At 38.1% G+C, this 18,911-nt stretch carries 17 protein-coding genes, 1 riboswitch and 1 other annotated feature; of the genes, 1 reads left to right on the forward strand and 16 read right to left on the reverse strand.

Going from position 1 to position 18,911, the window contains the following annotated elements; genetic code table 11:
* Positions 1-10: 10 nt before the first annotated feature.
* The gene (sigK, locus tag MKY80_RS15795; RefSeq protein WP_008180932.1) at positions 11-718 is read left to right on the forward strand and encodes an RNA polymerase sporulation sigma factor SigK; all 708 of its coding nucleotides are present in this window, start codon (positions 11-13) and stop codon (positions 716-718) included.
* 327 nt (positions 719-1,045) lie between these two features.
* On the opposite strand, the gene mtnN is transcribed toward sigK, so the two are convergent.
* The 16 genes from mtnN to MKY80_RS15875 all read right to left on the reverse strand — a co-directional run bounded on the left by mtnN (position 1,046) and on the right by MKY80_RS15875 (position 18,812).
* Positions 1,046-1,738 (reverse strand): 5'-methylthioadenosine/S-adenosylhomocysteine nucleosidase, encoded by a 693-nt coding sequence (gene mtnN, locus MKY80_RS15800; protein ID WP_008180937.1) that lies wholly within the window; start codon positions 1,736-1,738, stop codon positions 1,046-1,048.
* A 59-nt stretch (positions 1,739-1,797) separates the two neighbouring features.
* On the reverse strand, positions 1,798-2,457 hold the full coding sequence (locus MKY80_RS15805; RefSeq protein ID WP_096365193.1) for a YrrS family protein: 660 nt from the start codon (positions 2,455-2,457) through the stop codon (positions 1,798-1,800).
* Between the two features lie 154 nt (positions 2,458-2,611).
* On the reverse strand, positions 2,612-3,100 hold the full coding sequence (gene greA / locus MKY80_RS15810; protein ID WP_008180941.1) for a transcription elongation factor GreA: 489 nt from the start codon (positions 3,098-3,100) through the stop codon (positions 2,612-2,614).
* A 176-nt stretch (positions 3,101-3,276) separates the two neighbouring features.
* The gene (gene udk / locus MKY80_RS15815; RefSeq protein WP_008180943.1) at positions 3,277-3,915 is read right to left on the reverse strand and encodes a uridine kinase; all 639 of its coding nucleotides are present in this window, start codon (positions 3,913-3,915) and stop codon (positions 3,277-3,279) included.
* Positions 3,915-5,195, reverse strand: a complete 1,281-nt coding sequence (locus MKY80_RS15820; RefSeq protein ID WP_008180945.1) for a U32 family peptidase — start codon at positions 5,193-5,195, stop codon at positions 3,915-3,917. Before MKY80_RS15820 ends, udk begins: the two co-directional genes overlap by 1 nt.
* A gap of 14 nt (positions 5,196-5,209) precedes the next feature.
* Positions 5,210-6,142: a peptidase U32 family protein gene (locus MKY80_RS15825; RefSeq protein ID WP_008180948.1), complete on the reverse strand. Its 933-nt coding sequence runs from the start codon at positions 6,140-6,142 to the stop codon at positions 5,210-5,212.
* Between the two features lie 5 nt (positions 6,143-6,147).
* On the reverse strand, positions 6,148-6,780 hold the full coding sequence (locus tag MKY80_RS15830; protein ID WP_036127267.1) for an O-methyltransferase: 633 nt from the start codon (positions 6,778-6,780) through the stop codon (positions 6,148-6,150).
* 286 nt (positions 6,781-7,066) lie between these two features.
* Positions 7,067-8,194 carry an endolytic transglycosylase MltG gene (gene mltG / locus MKY80_RS15835; protein WP_025114354.1) on the reverse strand — a complete coding sequence of 376 codons (1,128 nt, stop codon included), beginning with the start codon at positions 8,192-8,194 and terminating at the stop codon, positions 7,067-7,069.
* Positions 8,195-8,493: 299 nt separating this feature from the next.
* Positions 8,494-9,021 (reverse strand): DUF1292 domain-containing protein, encoded by a 528-nt coding sequence (locus MKY80_RS15840; protein WP_008180953.1) that lies wholly within the window; start codon positions 9,019-9,021, stop codon positions 8,494-8,496.
* Positions 9,022-9,197: 176 nt separating this feature from the next.
* Positions 9,198-9,506 carry a DUF1292 domain-containing protein gene (locus tag MKY80_RS15845; RefSeq protein WP_008180955.1) on the reverse strand — a complete coding sequence of 103 codons (309 nt, stop codon included), beginning with the start codon at positions 9,504-9,506 and terminating at the stop codon, positions 9,198-9,200.
* Between the two features lie 18 nt (positions 9,507-9,524).
* Entirely contained in the window at positions 9,525-9,941 is a 417-nt protein-coding gene (gene ruvX, locus MKY80_RS15850; RefSeq protein WP_008180957.1) for a Holliday junction resolvase RuvX, read from the reverse strand.
* 2 nt (positions 9,942-9,943) lie between these two features.
* Positions 9,944-10,210, reverse strand: a complete 267-nt coding sequence (locus MKY80_RS15855) for an IreB family regulatory phosphoprotein (RefSeq protein ID WP_004226839.1) — start codon at positions 10,208-10,210, stop codon at positions 9,944-9,946.
* A gap of 88 nt (positions 10,211-10,298) precedes the next feature.
* The gene (alaS, locus tag MKY80_RS15860; RefSeq protein WP_096365189.1) at positions 10,299-12,959 is read right to left on the reverse strand and encodes an alanine--tRNA ligase; all 2,661 of its coding nucleotides are present in this window, start codon (positions 12,957-12,959) and stop codon (positions 10,299-10,301) included.
* Positions 12,960-13,106: 147 nt separating this feature from the next.
* Positions 13,107-13,322 (reverse strand) — a binding site (T-box leader).
* 67 nt (positions 13,323-13,389) lie between these two features.
* Positions 13,390-14,355: a magnesium/cobalt transporter CorA gene (gene corA, locus MKY80_RS15865; RefSeq protein ID WP_089986662.1), complete on the reverse strand. Its 966-nt coding sequence runs from the start codon at positions 14,353-14,355 to the stop codon at positions 13,390-13,392.
* A gap of 244 nt (positions 14,356-14,599) precedes the next feature.
* A riboswitch (M-box (ykoK) riboswitch) is annotated at positions 14,600-14,764 on the reverse strand.
* Positions 14,765-14,821: 57 nt separating this feature from the next.
* A complete protein-coding gene (hpaB, locus tag MKY80_RS15870) occupies positions 14,822-16,255 on the reverse strand; it encodes a 4-hydroxyphenylacetate 3-monooxygenase, oxygenase component (protein ID WP_089986663.1) in 1,434 nt (477 codons plus the stop codon).
* A gap of 124 nt (positions 16,256-16,379) precedes the next feature.
* On the reverse strand, positions 16,380-18,812 hold the full coding sequence (locus MKY80_RS15875) for an ATP-dependent RecD-like DNA helicase (protein ID WP_089986664.1): 2,433 nt from the start codon (positions 18,810-18,812) through the stop codon (positions 16,380-16,382).
* Between the last annotated feature and the right edge of the window lie 99 nt (positions 18,813-18,911).

An 18,911-nucleotide genomic window follows, 5' to 3' on the forward strand; every position in this document is an offset into this window, starting at 1 on the left:
AAATCATTCAATGAGCGGAATTTTTACATCAATGTTGCAGTTATGGCTTGAGATCCCAGCGTTACTTGGCTATTTAAAGGGGCAAACATTCCATAAACCCTTTTCAAAAGAAGAGGAAGCTGCTTGTATTGAACGATTTTTAGGTGGCGACGAGCAAGCACGCCTGGACCTAATAGAACGCAATATGAGGCTCGTCGCGCACGTCGTAAAAAAATTCCATCCAAAACATGAACAACTAGATGATTATATTTCCATCGGGACGATCGGGCTAATGAAAGCAGTAGAAAGCTATACCCCGGACAAAAAAACAAGACTTGCCACATATGCAGCTCGATGTATTGAAAATGAAATTTTAATGCATCTACGCACACAGAAAAAAGTGCAGAAGGACGTCTCTTTATTTGAGCCCATCGGAACAGATAAAGATGGCAATGCGCTTCAAATTCGAGATTTACTTCAATGTGATGAAGAAAGTGCAACCGAGAAAATCGAACATAAAGAACATGTGGCACAGCTATATCATTACTTGCATATGCTTGATGAACGAGAACTAGAAATTGTGACACTTCGCTATGGATTAAATCAACAAGATGCCCTCACACAAAAGGAAATTGCAGCTCGTTTAAATATTTCTCGAAGTTATGTATCTCGGATTGAAAAACGGGCACTCATTAAACTCTATCAATTATACAAACGAGACCAAAAGTCAATTGAGTAATATATTGTAAAATGTTCACTAGGAAAATTCAATGTATCTTTGGCGGAGAATGTGCCGATTTTATGGCATAAAAAAAGCCCTTTGCGACATTGCTATGTCGCAAAGGAACTTTTTACATTTTATGAATGTGCTGATTCTGATAATTCTGCCGTAATCAATGTACCTATTAAAGTAGTGATAATCACTACACCTACTGTTAATAATAGCATCATGAATGCCTCCCATTCTAATATGAAGAGATTTATTACAGCTAGTGTAGCATTTATACTATTTATTCACTGTGATTTTTCTCACATTAGAAACTACCCATTTTGACCGTTTTGTGTATTATAGTGAGGCGATCGCTTGTAAGACAACTTGTGTCGAGTGTTTTGCAGCAACTGGTAAAAACTCATCAAAGCTAATGTTTGACTCTTTACCTGCAATATCTGATAAAGCACGAATTACTACAAAAGGTGTAGCAAATTGATAACAAACTTGCGCAACCGCAGCCGCTTCCATTTCCACTGCTTTCATTTGAGGGAAATGATGACGAACTGCTTCTACACGCACAGGATCATTCATAAATGCATCCCCTGAGCAAATTAAACCAATACCGTATTGATGCTCTCCAACTGCCTTAACAGCTTCCTCAGCTACTTTCATTAATCGTTCATCTGATTTATAAGCTGCTGGCATACCAGCCATTTGTCCAATTTCATAACCAAAAATTGTGACATCCACATCATGGTGACGGACTTCATCCGAAATGACTACAGCTCCCACCTCAAGGGCTTCGTCGTAACCACCTGCAGAACCTGTATTAATCACAACATCGGGCTTAAACTCATGCAAAAGAATGGTAGTGGACATAGCCGAATTGACTTTACCAATACCACTTTTTAATAACACGACTTCCTTGCCTTCATATGTTCCTGTTGTATACTCACTACCTGCTATTGTTGTACTTTGTGCATTGCTTAAAGATGCTCGTAGTAATTCTACTTCCTGTTCCATTGCGCCAATTACTGCAATTTTCATGTAATGTTACTTCCCTTCTTTATCAACTCTATTAAAAATAATCAAAAGAGTGATTTTCGTCAATAGGCGCCTTCTAATGTATTCAGCTGCTCAAGCTTTACAGGCAACCATCCTTCATTATCCACCCATTCCATACTGACACGGTACATCTGTGATTTATCTTTTGTTGAAACTGTGGCAATTGAAGAATTAGGACCACCGTTATTTTGCATACGCCAAATAATCAAATTATCTTGATTAATACCCGTTACACCTGTAACAGTTGCTACTTTTTCAGACCAGTCTATGGATGAAGAGTCGTAGGAAGACACATGCTGTCCCGTTTGAGTTGTAGGTGTTGGCTGCCAATTTTTATTTGTGATAACTTTCTCTACGTTTGGATTATCTGAAGTTGATTCTTCTGGCACACCTTGTTCCTGCTGATTTTCTTCAGGGTGTGATCCATCCTCTTCCTCTGAAGCTTGATCTTCTTCTACTGCCAGATCCTTTTCATCCTCTTTCACAGGCTCTTTATCCACTTCTTTGTTGTCGTCTTTTTCCTCTTGAGCCGGTTCATCTTTCACTGTTTGTTCTGCATCATCTTGCCATTTAAACACATAAGTTGCTGTGATAATAATTAGTACAACTACTACACCAATTAAAACATTCAATAGTTTATCTAGCTTTTTATTACGAGATGGCTGCAAATGACGACTACTACGAGTTTGTCGTTCACTCATATTTCCTCCCCCTCTCTAGCAAATATTCTATCAAGTTCGACAGCACTTGCAAAACAATTATACTCATTAATTTATTTCGTGGCATTTCAGCCTGAAATATAAAAGCAGCTAGCCTCCCTGAATTAGAAAGACCAGCTGCTTGTCCACTTACATATTATTTAATTGAAACAATCTTAACTTTCATTTCGCCACCAGGTGTTTGAACAGCTACTTCTTCGCCTTCAGCGCGGCCAAGTAAGCCTTTCGCAATTGGTGATTCGTTTGAAATACGGAATTCCATTGGGTCTGCCTCAGCCGAACCTACAATTGTATAAGATTCTTCATCAGTTGATGGTTTACCATTAATAATTTCTACAAATGTAACCGTTTTCCCAAGTGATACCACACTGTTATCTGTTTCATCCTCAGAAATAATCACTGCATTGCGAATCATTGATTTTAAAGTTGAAATACGACCTTCTAAAAAGGCTTGTTCTTCTTTTGCTGAATCATACTCAGCATTCTCAGAAAGATCACCAAAATCACGAGCTATTTTTATACGTTCAACGATTTCTTTACGTGTTTCAGTTTCTAATTTCACTAATTCTTCTTCTAATTTACGTTTTCCCTCAGCTGTCATAGGGTACTGTTTTTCATTTGCCAAAGTCCTTCACTCCTTGTTTCTTCAATATAAAAACATAAAACTCGACTAAATGCTTGGTAGGTGCATTTAATCGAATTTTATTATTTTTAAACGTTTTTCAAATTACGCTTTGACCTAATAGTATGCATGCTTTTTTTAAATATGCATGTAAATATTGTCAATACCACTCTATCTTATTACAATACGTTGTCGGTTTCAAGAATAGTTTTAATTTTCGTTACCATTAAATCAATTGCTACCTCATTATCCCCACCTTCAGGAATAATGATATCAGCATAACGTTTTGTAGGTTCAATAAATAAATTATGCATTGGTCGAACCGCTGATAAGTATTGATCGATAACTGAATCTGTTGTACGTCCACGTTCTTTAATATCGCGCATAATACGACGAATAATTCGTAAATCAGAATCGGTATCTACAAATAATTTAATATCCATTAAATCACGCAGATCAGCATCTTCTAGCACGAGAATTCCTTCTAGAATAATAACATCTACCGGCTCAACATGGATCACTTCTGCTGCTCTAGTATGCTGCACATAATCATAAACTGGCTTCTCGATTGGTTGCCGCACTAAAAGTTTCTTGATGTGCTGTATTAATAAATCATTATCGAATGCTAACGGATGATCGTAGTTTGTTCCTAATCGCTCTTCAAATGTTAAATGACTTTGATCTTTATAATAAAAGTCTTGTTCAATAACAACAACTGAATGCTCTCGGAAAACATCATAGATGGCGCGCGTCACACTCGTTTTACCTGAGCATGAGCCACCAGCGATACCGATAACAACAGGACGCTTCACTTCCATTAGTTATTCTCCTTTCGCATCATGTTATGCGGCATTAATGGTGTGTCACATTTAAATTTAACAATTTGTAATGGATGACGTGCTGCATCTAGGCTATTGCCATCTTCATCCCAAATTTCTCCCATTGTCAGACGGAAATTCTCGATTTCTGGGCCAAAGAACTCTACTTCGTCACCAGGTTTAAAATAATTTCGTTGCTGCATCGTAACCATTTTTGTTTCTGGATCATGTTCTAAAATTAAACCAGCAAATTCATATGTTGTTTTTCGGCCATGAATACCAAACATTTGCTCCTCTGAGCCAGGTGCATCATGGAAGAATGCTTCAGCTGTATCACGGTTTGCACATTTATCTAGCTCCTCTAGCCATTCACGTTTAATTTTAAAATTATCAGGATCAGCACAGTAAGCATCGATAACTTTGCGGTATACGGATACAACGGTTGCCACATAGTGAATCGATTTCATACGCCCTTCTACTTTTAAAGAATCGATACCAAGCTCGATCATATGTGGAATCGCTTCGATTAATTTTAAATCTTTTGGACTCATAGCAAAGGATGCGTGATTATCATCAAACAGTGCTTTTTCTTCCCCATCTTCTAATTCATATAAATCGTAATCCCAACGGCATGATTGGCAGCAACCGCCACGGTTAGAGTCACGAGCAGTCATATGGTTAGATAGAACGCAACGGCCAGAATAAGCAATACACATGGCGCCATGAACGAAAGCCTCGATTTCAATATCGACTTTTTCCTTCATCATTTTCATTTCTTCTCCGCCTACCTCACGTGCTAATACAACACGATGTAAGCCCTCTTCCTTCCAGTACTGCACTGCCTTCCAGTTGGACAATGACTGCTGTGTAGAAAGATGAATTTCAAGTTTAGGGGCAGCTGTACGACATGTTTCGATAATTAGTGGGTCTGCAACGATAATACCTGTCACACCTGCCGACTCAATATCTTTTAAATATCGCTCCAAGCCTGCCATATTTTCATTATGTGCAAATATATTTGTCGTTACATAAATTTTCGCACCATATTGATTAGCAAACTCTACCCCTTCACGCATTTCATCTATAGAGAAATTATCTGCATTGGAACGTAGACCAAACTCTCGTCCCCCAATAAATACAGCATCCGCTCCGTAATGCACGGCTACTTTTAATTTTTCTAAGCTACCCGCTGGGGCAAGTAGCTCTGGTTTTTTTGTAATGACACGTTTACCGTCGACAATGTCACGGATTTTGTCATTTTGTTCTAACGCTAATGCCATGTTATTGCCCCCTCTTAGTAAACAGTTTCCTTGAAGATAAAGCCTGTATCTAATGGTCTAATGGCTGGTTGAATATCTTCAATTTTTGCTAATAATTCATCTTTTATGTCATCATATGCTTCTTCGGATAAGTCAAAATATGCATCGATGGCTTTGCGATAGGCCTCCGTCACAGTTACCACATATTCTGGAGTTTGTAGCACACCCTCAATTTTTAAGGCATCGATGCCACCTTCGAATAATTCGCCAAGTTCATCAATAACACACATGTCATTAGGACTAAAAATATGTGTACCGTTTACATCTTCGTAAATTGGATATTTATTATTGCGCTCATCATCATGTAGGAACATGTTACGATTATCTTTACGATTTTCAATTTCCATCACTTTATCTTGATATAAGAAATAATGGCCAAGAAGCGGGCGTTTTGATTGGAACATACAAGTCATACCATGTACTTGTACTTCAATTTCTAATTCTGCACTTTCTTTAATTTCTAAAACCTCATCAAGAGAAAGCTCACGTGCTAACACTGCACGAGTCGCGCCGCGTTTTCCCCAATAATTAGCCGTAAACCAGTTTGTTGCAGTCGTCTCAGGATTCCAATGCAATGGAATTGTTACGCCTTGCTCACGACGAATAATTAATACTGCTGGGTCGCCATAAATTAAACGATCCACACCGATACGTTGCATTTCTTTTAAATAGTCGGCAAGCGCCTCCAGTTTTTCATTATGGAAAAGGCCATTCACTGCAACATAAACTTTTTTACCTGCCGCGTGAATGAGCTTCGTTGCCTCTTCCACCTCATCTACTGAGAATTCTCCTGCTAGACGTAGACCAAATTGTTGTTCACCAATAACAAAAGCATCCGCTCCAGCGTCTAAAAGTGCTTTAATATGTTCTAATGATTGTGGTGTCACAAGCAATTCTGGTTTTTTCATAGTAGTCACCTCTTCAAACATAGTAATAAACCGTCACCTACTGGTAAAAAAGCACTAGTGTAATCTGGGTGCTGCATTATCCATTCTGTGAAGTTTTTTAAATTGCGGATCATTGTACGTTTTCGACGTGGGACATCCTTCAAATCTAGATCTGACAAGCCATGCATATACATATTGTCGATATACAAGACTCCGCCTGATTTTACGAGAGGCGCGTACTTTTCAAAGAAGCGCTGATATTGTCCCTTTGCGGCATCGATAAATACTGCATCGAACTCTGTGTCAATGGCCTTATCTTCTACCTCTAAAGCGTCGCCTTCAATGACCTTAATTCGATCAGATACGGTTGACCGTTCAATATAGGCTTTAGCTTTTGTCACACGCTCTATATCGCGTTCAATCGTAACGATATGGACATTTGGTAAAGCTTCTGCCATGCGAATAGCAGAATAACCAATTGCCGTGCCAATTTCTAAAATTTTTTGCGGATTTTGAATGCGCAACAATTGATTTAAAGCATCAATACCTGCAAGTTGCATAATCGGTACATGATTCTCCTCCGCGTATGCTTCCATTTCTAAAAGCAATTCATTACGTGGCTGTATAAATGATTGTATATATGCATCTGATAATTCCATTGTTCCACCCTCAATTAAAAGGCAACGTGCGCATGTAGCCGTTGTCCGTACTTCATCATTTATCAACAAAAAGAAAAAGACCAAACGTGATGTCTTGGTACTTTGCCATACAAAAATGAGCAATTGTTTTTGACATGCTCAAACAATTGCCACCACGCATATTTGTCCCGAATAAACGGATTGATCAAAAATCACACTTTATAATAGCATGAAAATAGAAGGAAAGCTATTTTTCTTTCCTTCTATTCCCTATGTTTGCTCTATGCCATTTACTCTTTGCTAACGCTTATTCTTCTTTTCGTAAATATTTTGCTACTTTCTGTAAATGTTCATCATATGTTTTCGAGAAGTGGTTGACACCCTCTTTATCTGCTAAGAAATAGAAATAATCTGTTTGACTAGGGTTTAATGTCGCCTCAATAGAAGTCTTTCCAGCACCCGCAATTGGGCCTGGTGGTAAGCCTTTATTTTTGTAAGTATTATAGGCATTATCTACTTCTAGGTCTTCATACAGCACACGATCTTTATGATCACCAAGCGCGTATAAAACAGTTGGGTCTGTTTGTAGTGGCATCCCTTCATCAATACGATTATAGAAGACACTTGCTATTGTCTCTCGATCTGTTTGAGCCGTAGCTTCTTCTTCCAATAATGATGCAAATGTTAACAGTTGGTGAACGGACATTTGTTTTTCCACTAAAACATCACTGTAATTTTTCACCACATTGTTCATAGCCCCTATCATTTCTTCAACAATCGCTTCTAGAGATGGTTTCTCCTCATAGTACGAGTAAGTAGCTGGATATAAATAGCCTTCTAAATCATAGCGAATATTGTCAGCTAACACTGCATCCGTTACTAGCTCAGGGTAGTTGGCCATCATTTGTTGAACAAATGTGTCACTTGTTACTAAATCCATAAATTCCTTTTGTGTATATGGCGTTTTCTTTTCAATAACTTTCCCAATTTGCTCAATTGTTAAGCCTTCAGGAATCGTCATTGTAAAGACAGGTTTTCGGTATACCTTCCCTGTTTTTAAGCTTTCGATAAGTTCATCAAATGTCATCGCTTGCGTTAAATCGTAATTCCCTGCTTGGAATTGAGATTCGTTTTTAAATTTTGCATAGTATTTAAAAACACGCGCATCTTTAATAACACCTTTTTTCTCTAATAATGTAGAAATTGAACTCAAGCTAGAACCGATTGGTACTTCTACTGCAATTGCTTTTGTCGCGTCAGGATCCAGTGGTTTTAAAGCACCCTTAACATAATTGTACCCAAATAAACCGACAATCCCTATAACGAGGACAAAAACAATTGCCACAATGGCAACGATTTTTCTCACGATTTTTACCTCTGATTTTTTTTCTTGCATTTTTGAAAACATTTCTTGTTTTTTAGTACCGTTATCCACGGGTTTCCCCCCTATCACTATCCAATATCATACTAGAAATCAACTATCACGACAAACAGAAATCGACAATTCAGGAGAATTTGCATAAATAAAAAAATCTGCCAGCTATTTTTGCCAGCAGATTGTCTTGCTAAAAGCTTTGTGAAATAGCTTTAATATCATTACTTTACAATACTATCAGACTGTAATTATTGCTCTTCTAAGATGTTCGATTATTGTAATAGAAATGTTTAAACTTGATGGAAAGATTCTTTACTAAAACTAAAAAACTCCGAGTGGCTCCTAACCACTCAGCGTTCTTATAGTTCGTTTAATATATCTTCAACGTACACCCATTCTTCATCTGTTTCTATTGGTAATAGCTCTTCGATGGAACCGTCATTTCCAGCCAGATATTGAGCCGCGAAAATTTCACGCTCATCCATTGGCTCATCTGTTGCAGGCACATATAATACATACGATTTACCAAATTGCTCGGATGCAAAAGTATGAATTACCTCACAAACTTGATCCGTTCCATCTTCATTTGTCACGGTAATAAGCTGCGGATCTTCTTCAAATTCATCTAGAAGTGTTAATACCACCTCATTAATCATTTCCCATTCAGCATCCGTTTCGACAGGCTGTAGATTGGTCATTTCGCCATTGTTATCGTCATAATCGAAAGTCATCGCTGATAGATCTCCTGGAATTTCTTCACCATTGGCATCCAACAAAGAGAATAGCACATAGGATTTATCCTCTGCATCAAATGTAAAGACCACATGGCAACGTTGTTCCTTTCCATTTTCATCAATTATCATAAATTCTTGTGTTTCTTCATTCATTCGATTATCTCCTTCTGACAGTATAATGTCATATACTAAGTAGTTACTTCTACACGTACTAAATATCTTCGAGCAGATTCTCACCATTATTCGGATATTTACATACTTTCAATAAAAAAGGAACAAGGACTGCAAGCTGCGATCCTTGTTCCAAGCTTTAAGAAAGAAGATTATTCTTATTCTTCGTCTTCATCTTCTAAAGCGTTTAATACGTCTTCTACCATATCCCATTCTGCTTCCGTTTCGATAGGTGTTAGTTCACCATCTTCACCGTTATCAGACGGTACGAATGAAGAAACGAAAATTTCAACTGAGCCATCTTCATCCTCTTCTGCGCCTACCATTGAGTAAAATACGTATGATTTTCCAAACTCTGGAGATTCATGTACGTGAATCACTTCACAAAGCTGTTCATTTCCGTTTTCATCAATCACTGTAATGTGTTGAACGTGTAATTCTTCTTCATGGTTATGCTCGTTTGCCATGTATAGTCACCTCTTCAATTAATTTTTGCTATCTAAATAGCCTTGTAAAATCATCACAGCTGCCATTTTATCAATGACTTGCTTGCGCTTTTTGCGACTCACATCTGCTTCGATTAGCATACGTTCTGCTGCCATCGTTGTTAAACGTTCATCCCATAATTTAACCGGTAGTGAGAACGTTTCTTCCAATAACGTTTTATAGTTTTCAGAAGCCTCTCCACGCGGTCCAACCGTATTATTCATGTTTTTCGGGAAGCCTACAACAAATTCTGTTATTGCATATTCCTTTACTAGCTCAGCGATACGATCGATACCGAACTCGCCATTAGCCTCATCAATTTTTACGGTTTCAATACCTTGGGCAGTCCAGCCAAGTGCGTCACTGACAGCAACGCCAACGGTTTTCGACCCAACGTCTAATCCCATAATTCTCATTTCTAATCCTCGTTATTCTTTTTGATATAAAATTTAACAAGCTCTTCTAGAATTTCGTCACGCTCAAGCTTGCGAATTAAATTACGAGCATCCTGATGGCGAGGAATATACGCCGGATCACCAGAAAGTAAGTAACCAACAATCTGATTGATAGGGTTATATCCCTTTTCCTCTAATGAAGAATGAACTTTCAACATTACCTGCTTGACTTCCTGTTCCATTGATTCTTCTGGAAAATTAAATTTCATCGTTTGATCAAATGAACTCATGACCAGCACCTCGCTTTCAGAAATAAGGAGATGTGCGAACAAGCTCATCTCCAATTTCTCTTTATTATAACATGTTTTGGTGAATTAATTAAATGGATTTAACATAATCATACACAGAAAGTAGTGCTTCATCAAGTTTTGAAGCTTCTTTTGCTCCTGCCATCGCCATATCAGGACGACCGCCACCTTTACCACCACAAGCTTCTGCAACCATTTTCACGATATTTCCAGCATGGTAATTGCCACCAACTAATTCTTTGGATACTCCAGCACATAGCATAACCTTATCACCATCCACTGCTCCAAGAACGATAACAGCCTTTGGCATTTTCACCTTCAAATCATCCATCATCTGACGCAGTTGGTTATTGTCTTTTGCTTCTACCTTTGTAGAAAGAACTGTGACATCTCCAATTGTTTGTGCTGCATCAACAATTGCCCCAGCCTGAGCATTGGCAATTTTTTGAGATAATGCTTCATTGTCACGTTGTAATTCTTTGTAGTCACCTTGTAAGGCTTGTACTTTTGTTACGATATCTTTAGGATTTGCTTTTAACAATGCTGCCGCATCATTTAAAAGAGCTTCTTCTTCTTTGACTACTTCATAAGCCACTTTACCTGTAACTGCTTCAATACGACGAGTACCCGCACCAATTCCACCTTCTGAAACAATTTTAAAGAAACCAATTTCAGAAGAGCGTTTTACATGGATACCACCGCATAGCTCGATGGAATAGTCTCCGATTGAAACGACACGTACAACATCGCCATATTTTTCGCCGAATAACGCCATTGCACCCATTTCTTTCGCTTTATCGATAGCCATTTCTTCAATAACGACCTCTATATCATCCCACACTTTTTCATTTACAATACGTTCAATTTGCTGTAATTCCTCTTTAGTCACTTGACCAAAGTGAGAGAAGTCAAAGCGTAAACGATCAGGGCCTACATATGATCCAGCTTGGTTGACATGATCACCTAATACATCTTTTAACGCACGTTGCATAATATGTGTCGCTGTATGGTTTTTAATAATTAAATTGCGATCATCACGATTAACAATTGCTTGGACAGCATCTTCCACATGCATTTCACCTGATTCAACAACTACTGTATGGAGCGGCTGACCATTTGGTGCCTTTTGAACATCCTTTACTACAGCAGTGAAGCTATCATTAGAAATGATACCGCTATCGGCAATTTGACCACCCATTTCAGCATAGAATGGTGTTTGAGCTAAAATAACTAAAGCTTCTTGGCCTTCAGATGCTACTTTTTCTACTTGACCATTCACAATCATTGCAGCAATTTCAGTATTAGCTACTAATGTGTCAAAGCCAACAAATTCACTGGCAACCGTTAAGTTTGCTAATACTTCATTTTGTACTTGCATAGAGTCAACATCTTGACGAGCCGCACGCGCACGTTCACGTTGTTCCTCCATCGCCGTTTCGAAGCCTTCATGATCGACTTTCATTCCTACTTCTTCTGCATATTCTTCCGTTAACTCGATTGGGAAACCGTAAGTATCATATAAACGGAAAGCATCTGCTCCTGGGATAAAATCATGACCAGCCGCTTTTTGTGATTCTGCTACTTCATTAAAGATTGCAAGACCACCATCTAATGTTTCATGGAAACGAATTTCTTCATTCTTAATAACGCGTTGAATAAATTCACTTTTTTCCGTTACCTCTGGATAGAAGCCTTCCATGATTTTGCCCACTGTTGGGACCAATTCAAACATAAATGGTTTCTCAATACCAATTTGTTTTGCATAGCGTACAGCACGACGTAGTAAGCGGCGTAATACATAGCCACGGCCTTCGTTTGAAGGAAGGGCACCGTCACCAATAGCAAACGCTACCGTACGAATGTGGTCTGCAACAACTTTAAATGGCGTATTTATATCTTCTTCAGAGCCGAAGATTTCATTTAAATCTACTTCACTTGGGCGTTTGTATTTACGGTTGGCAAATTCCTCAATTTTTTCAATGATAGGCATGAATAAATCCGTATCGAAATTCGTTGGTACATTTTGAACCACGGAAACAATACGTTCTAGTCCCATACCAGTATCAATATTTTGCTTTGGTAGTGGTGTATACGTTCCATCAGGATTATGGTTGAATTGAGAGAACACTAGGTTCCAAATTTCTAGATAACGTTCATTTTCCCCGCCTGGATACATTTCTGGGTCATTTTCGTCAGAGCCATATTCTACGCCGCGGTCATAGAAAATCTCTGAGTTTGGACCAGATGGACCTTCTCCAATATCCCAAAAGTTCCCCTCTAAACGAATTAAACGTTCTTCAGGAATACCAATTTCTTGATGCCAAACATCATACGCTTCCTGATCTTCAGGATGGATTGTGATAGATAGTAATTCAGGATCAAAGCCCATCCACTTTTTATCCGTTAAAAATTCCCAAGCATAATGAATAGCTTCTTTTTTGAAGTAATCCCCAATAGAAAAGTTTCCTAGCATTTCAAAGAAAGTATGGTGACGCGCCGTTTTACCTACATTTTCAATATCGTTAGTACGAATTGATTTTTGTGCATTTGTAATTCGAGGATTGTCAGGAATAACACGACCGTCAAAATACGGTTTAAGTGTAGCAACACCTGAGTTAATCCAAAGTAGGGATGGATCATTGATTGGCACTAGAGGCGCAGACGGTTCATGGTGATGCCCCTTTTCTTTAAAAAATTCCAAATACATTTGACGAATATCTACTGCTTTCATTGGATAAATTCCTCCTAGTTTATATTGTAAAATCACGATATGAATCAGACCTTGACGCCCCATCTATTCTCTGCAAACAAACATTGGTACCAACAACTATAAATGGAATTATTTTACTAAATGAAAATAAAAAAGCCCTCATCCCCAAAAAGGGACGAGGACTTATCATCTGTCTCGCGGTACCACCCTAGTTGTAAGTAAAAATTCTTACTTACCTCTTTAGCACTTGTAACGTCAGTGAACGGCAGGGATTAACTGCACTCCGGAGTAGCTTTCGGTATTTGCACTGTGAGGATTTTTTCAGCCAAGAAATCCTTTTCTTCTACACGTGCAATTACGTACTTTTTCCATCGTCGTGTTTACTTTTTCTAACGAAATTATAAGAAAAATCTATTCACCTGTCAATTGGCACTAATACGACAAATCATAACTAAGCAATCATTCTTCTGAAGTATGCCCACATTCCCCAAGTAAATAACACTAAAAAGGCACTCAGTGCAATCGTTGTCATAGGTGAATCTTGATAAGGTAATGGTACATTCATGCCAAAGAAGCTAGTAATAACAGTTAAAGGCAACATAATTGTAGAAATAACGGTTAATAAGTTCAGCTTTTCAATAGACTTGCCACTAATAATCGAGTAATACGTATCTAATGTGCTATTAACTAAGTCTCGATACGTTTCAGTGGAGTCGACAATCCGTTCAAGATGATCATTTAAATCCTTATAGAAAGGGATATTTTCCTCTTGTATATCAAATTTCCATTGTCCATTAATTGTAGAAAAAATTCTTCGTTGCGGCATGATAGCCTGACGAATTAAAATAATTGTTCGTTTTAATGAAAGGAATTCTTCTGTAACTACTTTCGGTTGATAATCATAAACTTCTTCTTCTAGCTCATCAATCCGTGCCCGAATTCGCTCTAATACAGGGAAATACTCGTCTGTAATTCCATCAATGATCGTATGCAATAAAAAATCAGTGCCTTTTTCTAAATATTTCGCACTATTTAAACAAACTTTTTCTATATGGCCAAGCCATTGTAATTTTTGTTTATGGACGGTAACAATATAATTGGGTCCCATAAAAATATTTAACTCGACCGTTGTAATTTCATTGTTACTTTTTTCATTGTAGATAGGTGCATGGAAAACGAAAAATTTATAATCCCCATAACTATCCATTTTCGGGCGTGAGCCTTCATGTAAGCAATCTTCCACTGCTAGTGGATGAAAGCCAAATACATCTGCTATATTATTTAATTCATTATGACTATACGCATATAAATCCACCCATAATAAATCCTCGCTATGAATGGGAAGTCTTAAATCATTCATTTTGAAATCGTGTTGAACTGTTTTGCTATTGTGATTGAAATAGTGAATTTTAATCATGTTACTTCACCTCGTGTTTTATTATAAAAAGTAACAAAAGGTCATTGTTTAAAACCTTCTGTCGGTGCCGGCGATAAGAAACGACGGCTGTCTCCATAAATGCTGACTATCTACCCCATGCTTACTCGGTTCAGGACTACTATCCATTTCTCATCACCTTCCTTTCATAACAAAAACACGCCTTCTACGAATGAAGGCGTGTTGAATACACATATCAAAAAATAGCAAAAAAACTTTGCATTTTTGTTACCTTCAAACGTTGAGTTTTAGCACTATGCGGCATAGGAAATTATCCAGCTACGTTAAAAAACACCTTATTTCGATGATTTCTGTTGACCCATTGGCGTCTCTCGACATTTTTGGGTAGTAGCGTATCTCCACATAGGAGCCTCACCTAACGAAGGGAGTCTTATTTTTTTATTCCTGTACATAATAACGGATAGTTTCACAACTGTCAAACTTTTAATCAATCATTTTTCAAAAAGTCTTCTACTCTTTGTACTAAATGATCGCGCTTATACGATTGATAGAGTAGGCTTGACAGACGAACAGGATCGCCAAAGAAAAATCGTTCATATAGAGTTTGCCTTGTGCCAAAATTGCTCATCGTTAAATCCCAAGCTAAACGGAACTTTTTAACTCGTTCCTCCCCTTTATCTTGAAATGATTGCAGATAATGATCAAGATCTCCATTATCCGTTGCAAAAGCTTTTGCACTCGGGATGGACATTAATCCACTTGCTCCAAGTAACTGGATGATATCTGTAAAGGCAGGATATACTTTCGGAAAAATATGAATAGCAACCTGTAATGTCGATAGGTCTGGTCTTATAAAGCCAAAGGAATCCCTTTGTGCCTCAATCTCTGATTTTAATTGCAGTGCTTTCATCGTTTCTAATGCTACGATGACATCTACCACTTTTTGATGGACATGCTGGTAATCCCCGATATTTATGGTATCCACAATCGTTTGTACAATCCCTAGGACGAATTCGGTCTTAGCAATTTGACGTGACAGCACATGATGCAATGTATACGCTTGGAAGCCACTAACATTCATAAATTGATTGGCTACTTCAACATTTTCATAATAAAATACACGCTCCCACGGAACAACTACATCATCAAAAACAACAATTGCATCCATTTCTTCAAAGCGTGCACTTAAAGGATGATCAAACTTAGAATCCCCTCCGACAAAAGATTGCCGACATAAAAACTTTAAGCCCTTTGTGTTACTCGGTATAGAAAAGCCAAAACCTTTTCCTTCATCATAGCCATTTGTTGATAGAACAAGAAGTTCATCCGTTATTCCTCCCTGTGTGGCTAGTAATCTAGCTCCTTTAATGACTAAGCCCTCGCCCGTTTTTGCAACAATTTTAGCAGCTATTGTTACTTCTTCATCCTCATAGTAATAACGCTTGCGGTTTACTTGCGGCTCTATAAAGGTATGTGTCATGGAAATATCATTTTCACGGGCATATTCATAAAACTTCAGCAAATGGTCTGGAAAACAATTTGGCTTATCTTTCAAAAAGTTCGATGCTGATGCCAAAGCCATCAATGTCGTATTCATGTAGTCAGGACTTCTTCCCATCAAACCGTTTGTTTGTAAAGCCCATTCTCTTGCGGCCATACGTCTTTTTACTAGATCCTCAGGACTCATGACTTGAAGGAACGACATGCCGACTCTCTCTTTGCTAGTTGGCGATTCATATGTCATTTTTTCAAGATATGCTTCTTGATGTTGTAAATCAAAGAGCTTTGCTTGACTTTGAATGATTCCCTTAAATGCAGGATGTTCTGACACCTTGCCCGTCACAACTTCCCCATCAATCGAAATATACGTGTTTAAAGCATCGATACGTTCCATATACTGCTGTCCTGTCATTATTGGCATGTTGTCACTCCTAAACATTTCCTATGTTTTGTACTTATGTAGTATATGAAATGTCAAAATATTAGGTGACGATACTGTTAATTAGAAAACCCCGATTAGCAACAAATCTAATCGGGTACAATCTTTACTTTTCCAAAAAATCATAGGGGGAGACATCATCCATACCAATCATTGGATGAATATAAGGAGCTGTTTCTACTGTTAATTTATGGTCCTCGATAGCCGCTTCTTGCACAATCTCTTGTTTTACTAGAACTGCCTCGACTTCAACAATGACTTCTTCGACATCCATTGGATTTAATCGAGCGCGCAACGAAGTAAAACGCTGTAAATCGTCTGTGCGCTGCAAGCCCTCTGCCAGGACATCTGGTTCCCCACATAAAATCAAAAAGTTTTTCGCTCTTGTAATCCCTGTGTATAAAAGATTACGCCGCAGCATTTTTGAATACCCTTTGACAACAGGCATAATGACGGTTTGAAACTCTGAACCTTGAGATTTATGAATGGAGCAACAATAAGCTAGGGTTAATTGATTGAGGTCACTTCGTTGATAGGTCACTTCAATGCCATCAAAGGAGACAATCAGTAAATCTTGTTTTTCTACTGTCTCTTTTGCCTTAATAATACTAATGACTTCTCCCATATCACCATTAAAAACATTACTTTCAGGTTGATTAACGAGCTGCAGAACTTTATCCTTTATTCGATATGTTACGTCCCCAAAGACAAGTTCCTTTCTTGTCCCTGTATCATTAGGATTAATAAGCTCTTGAATCATTTTATTTAAATTATCAATGCCAGCAGGACCTTTATACATCGGAGCTAATACTTGTATATTACGAATTTCTTGCCCCTTAGCAACAGCACTTTTTACTACCTGTGTCACAACATTTCCAACCTGATTGACGGATGATTTAATAAACGAGCGATCAGTAGTTTTCGATGTTAAATCTTTCGGAATGGTTCCTTTTTTGATTTGATGGGCTAGTTCAATAATTGTAGAGCCCTCTGCTTGTCGGTAAACATCTGTCAATTCCACCGTTGGAAGCTGCTTGGATGCTAATAAATCCTTTAACACCTGTCCTGGTCCTACAGGCGGTAATTGGTCCTGGTCCCCTACAAAGACAACCTGTACATCCTCATGTAAAGCTTTTAATAATTGATGAGCAAGCCACGTATCCACCATTGACATTTCATCTACAATAATAAGCTTACCTGTGACCTCTCGTTCAGTCTCTTCTTCTTTTTCTTGACCAGTAAAGCCGAGTAAACGATGAATAGTCATAGCTGGTAGTTCAGTCGATTCAGCTAAGCGCTTAGCAGCTCGACCAGTAGGTGCACAAAGGATAATAGGAAAAGGCTCCTCTTTTTGAGCATACTCTTTTGGATTTAATGATAAGCCATGAAGCTTCGCATAAACTTCAACAACCCCACGTACAACAGTCGTTTTACCCGTACCAGGGCCACCTGTTAAAATCATTACGGCTGAATTTAAAGCCTGTTCAATGGCATTTGCTTGTGTTTCAGCATAAGTCACTTGGAGTAGTTCCTCAGTTTCACCAATCGCTTTACGAATCTCATCTTTGCTAAAATGTTCAGCCTTGCTATTTCGTTCAACAAGCGTCAATATTTTGGAGGCAATTCCAACCTCTGAAAAATAAAGAGAGGGTAAATATAATCTTGTTTCTTCCCCACAAATTTTGCCTTCTTCTCGTAGCTCGATACATGCTTTTGAGATGTCTTCAAACGGAATTTCCTGACGTTGGCTTTGTTCAAGCATTTCCTTTACAAGTGGTAGAACATGCTCCGCATCTAGATAAACATGCCCGTCAGATAGTGCAGCCGTATTTAAAATATGGAAAATCGCTGCTTTAACACGATCAGGATGTTTTCCGGTAATGCCTAATTTGGCACCAAGCTCATCTGCTCGTAAGAACCCTACCCCTTCCACATCTTCTATCAAGCGATATGGGTTTTCGGTTAGTAATTCAATGGCTTCAGTTCGGTAGGTTTGATATATTTTCATTCCAAGCTGTGGACCAAAGCCCCATTCATTTAGCTGGATCATTACCCGTTCTAAACCAAGATTTTGCTCAATCGTGCGATGGATCACTTCTTTTTTTTCAGATGATAAACGTGGAACAGCATCCAGTGCACTCGGATCTTCTAATATAAGACGTAATGCATTAGCACCTAGTTTTTCAACAATGGTTTCAGCCGTTTTTTTCCCGATTCCTACAAATAAGTCACTAGATAAATAATGAATAATTCCTTGTTCAGTAGCGGGTACCTCTTTTGTAAATGTCTCGATTTGGAATTGTGCACCATATTTAGGATGCTGTTTTAATATACCTGTAAAACGGTATTGCTCATCCATTTGTAACGGTGGAAAATAGCCAACAACAATAATTTCTTTATCTTCATACTGTAAGTTTGTCTCTTGAATTTTTACTCGTATAATGGAATACATATTTTGTGTGTTATGAAAAATAGAGACAATCGGACGTCCGAGAATAAAAAATTTATTGAGTTCAAATAAATCGAGATGATCTGTCATATTCGGTCCGCCCTTTCTAATTGTTTTCAATCTTTTTATTTTACCATAGACCTTTCGAAATATCGTTGATAAAAATATTTCCTCTTTATTATTTTTACA

It is taken from the genome of Lysinibacillus sp. FSL R5-0849 (assembly GCF_038595075.1).
GTDB lineage: Bacteria > Bacillota > Bacilli > Bacillales_A > Planococcaceae > Lysinibacillus > Lysinibacillus fusiformis.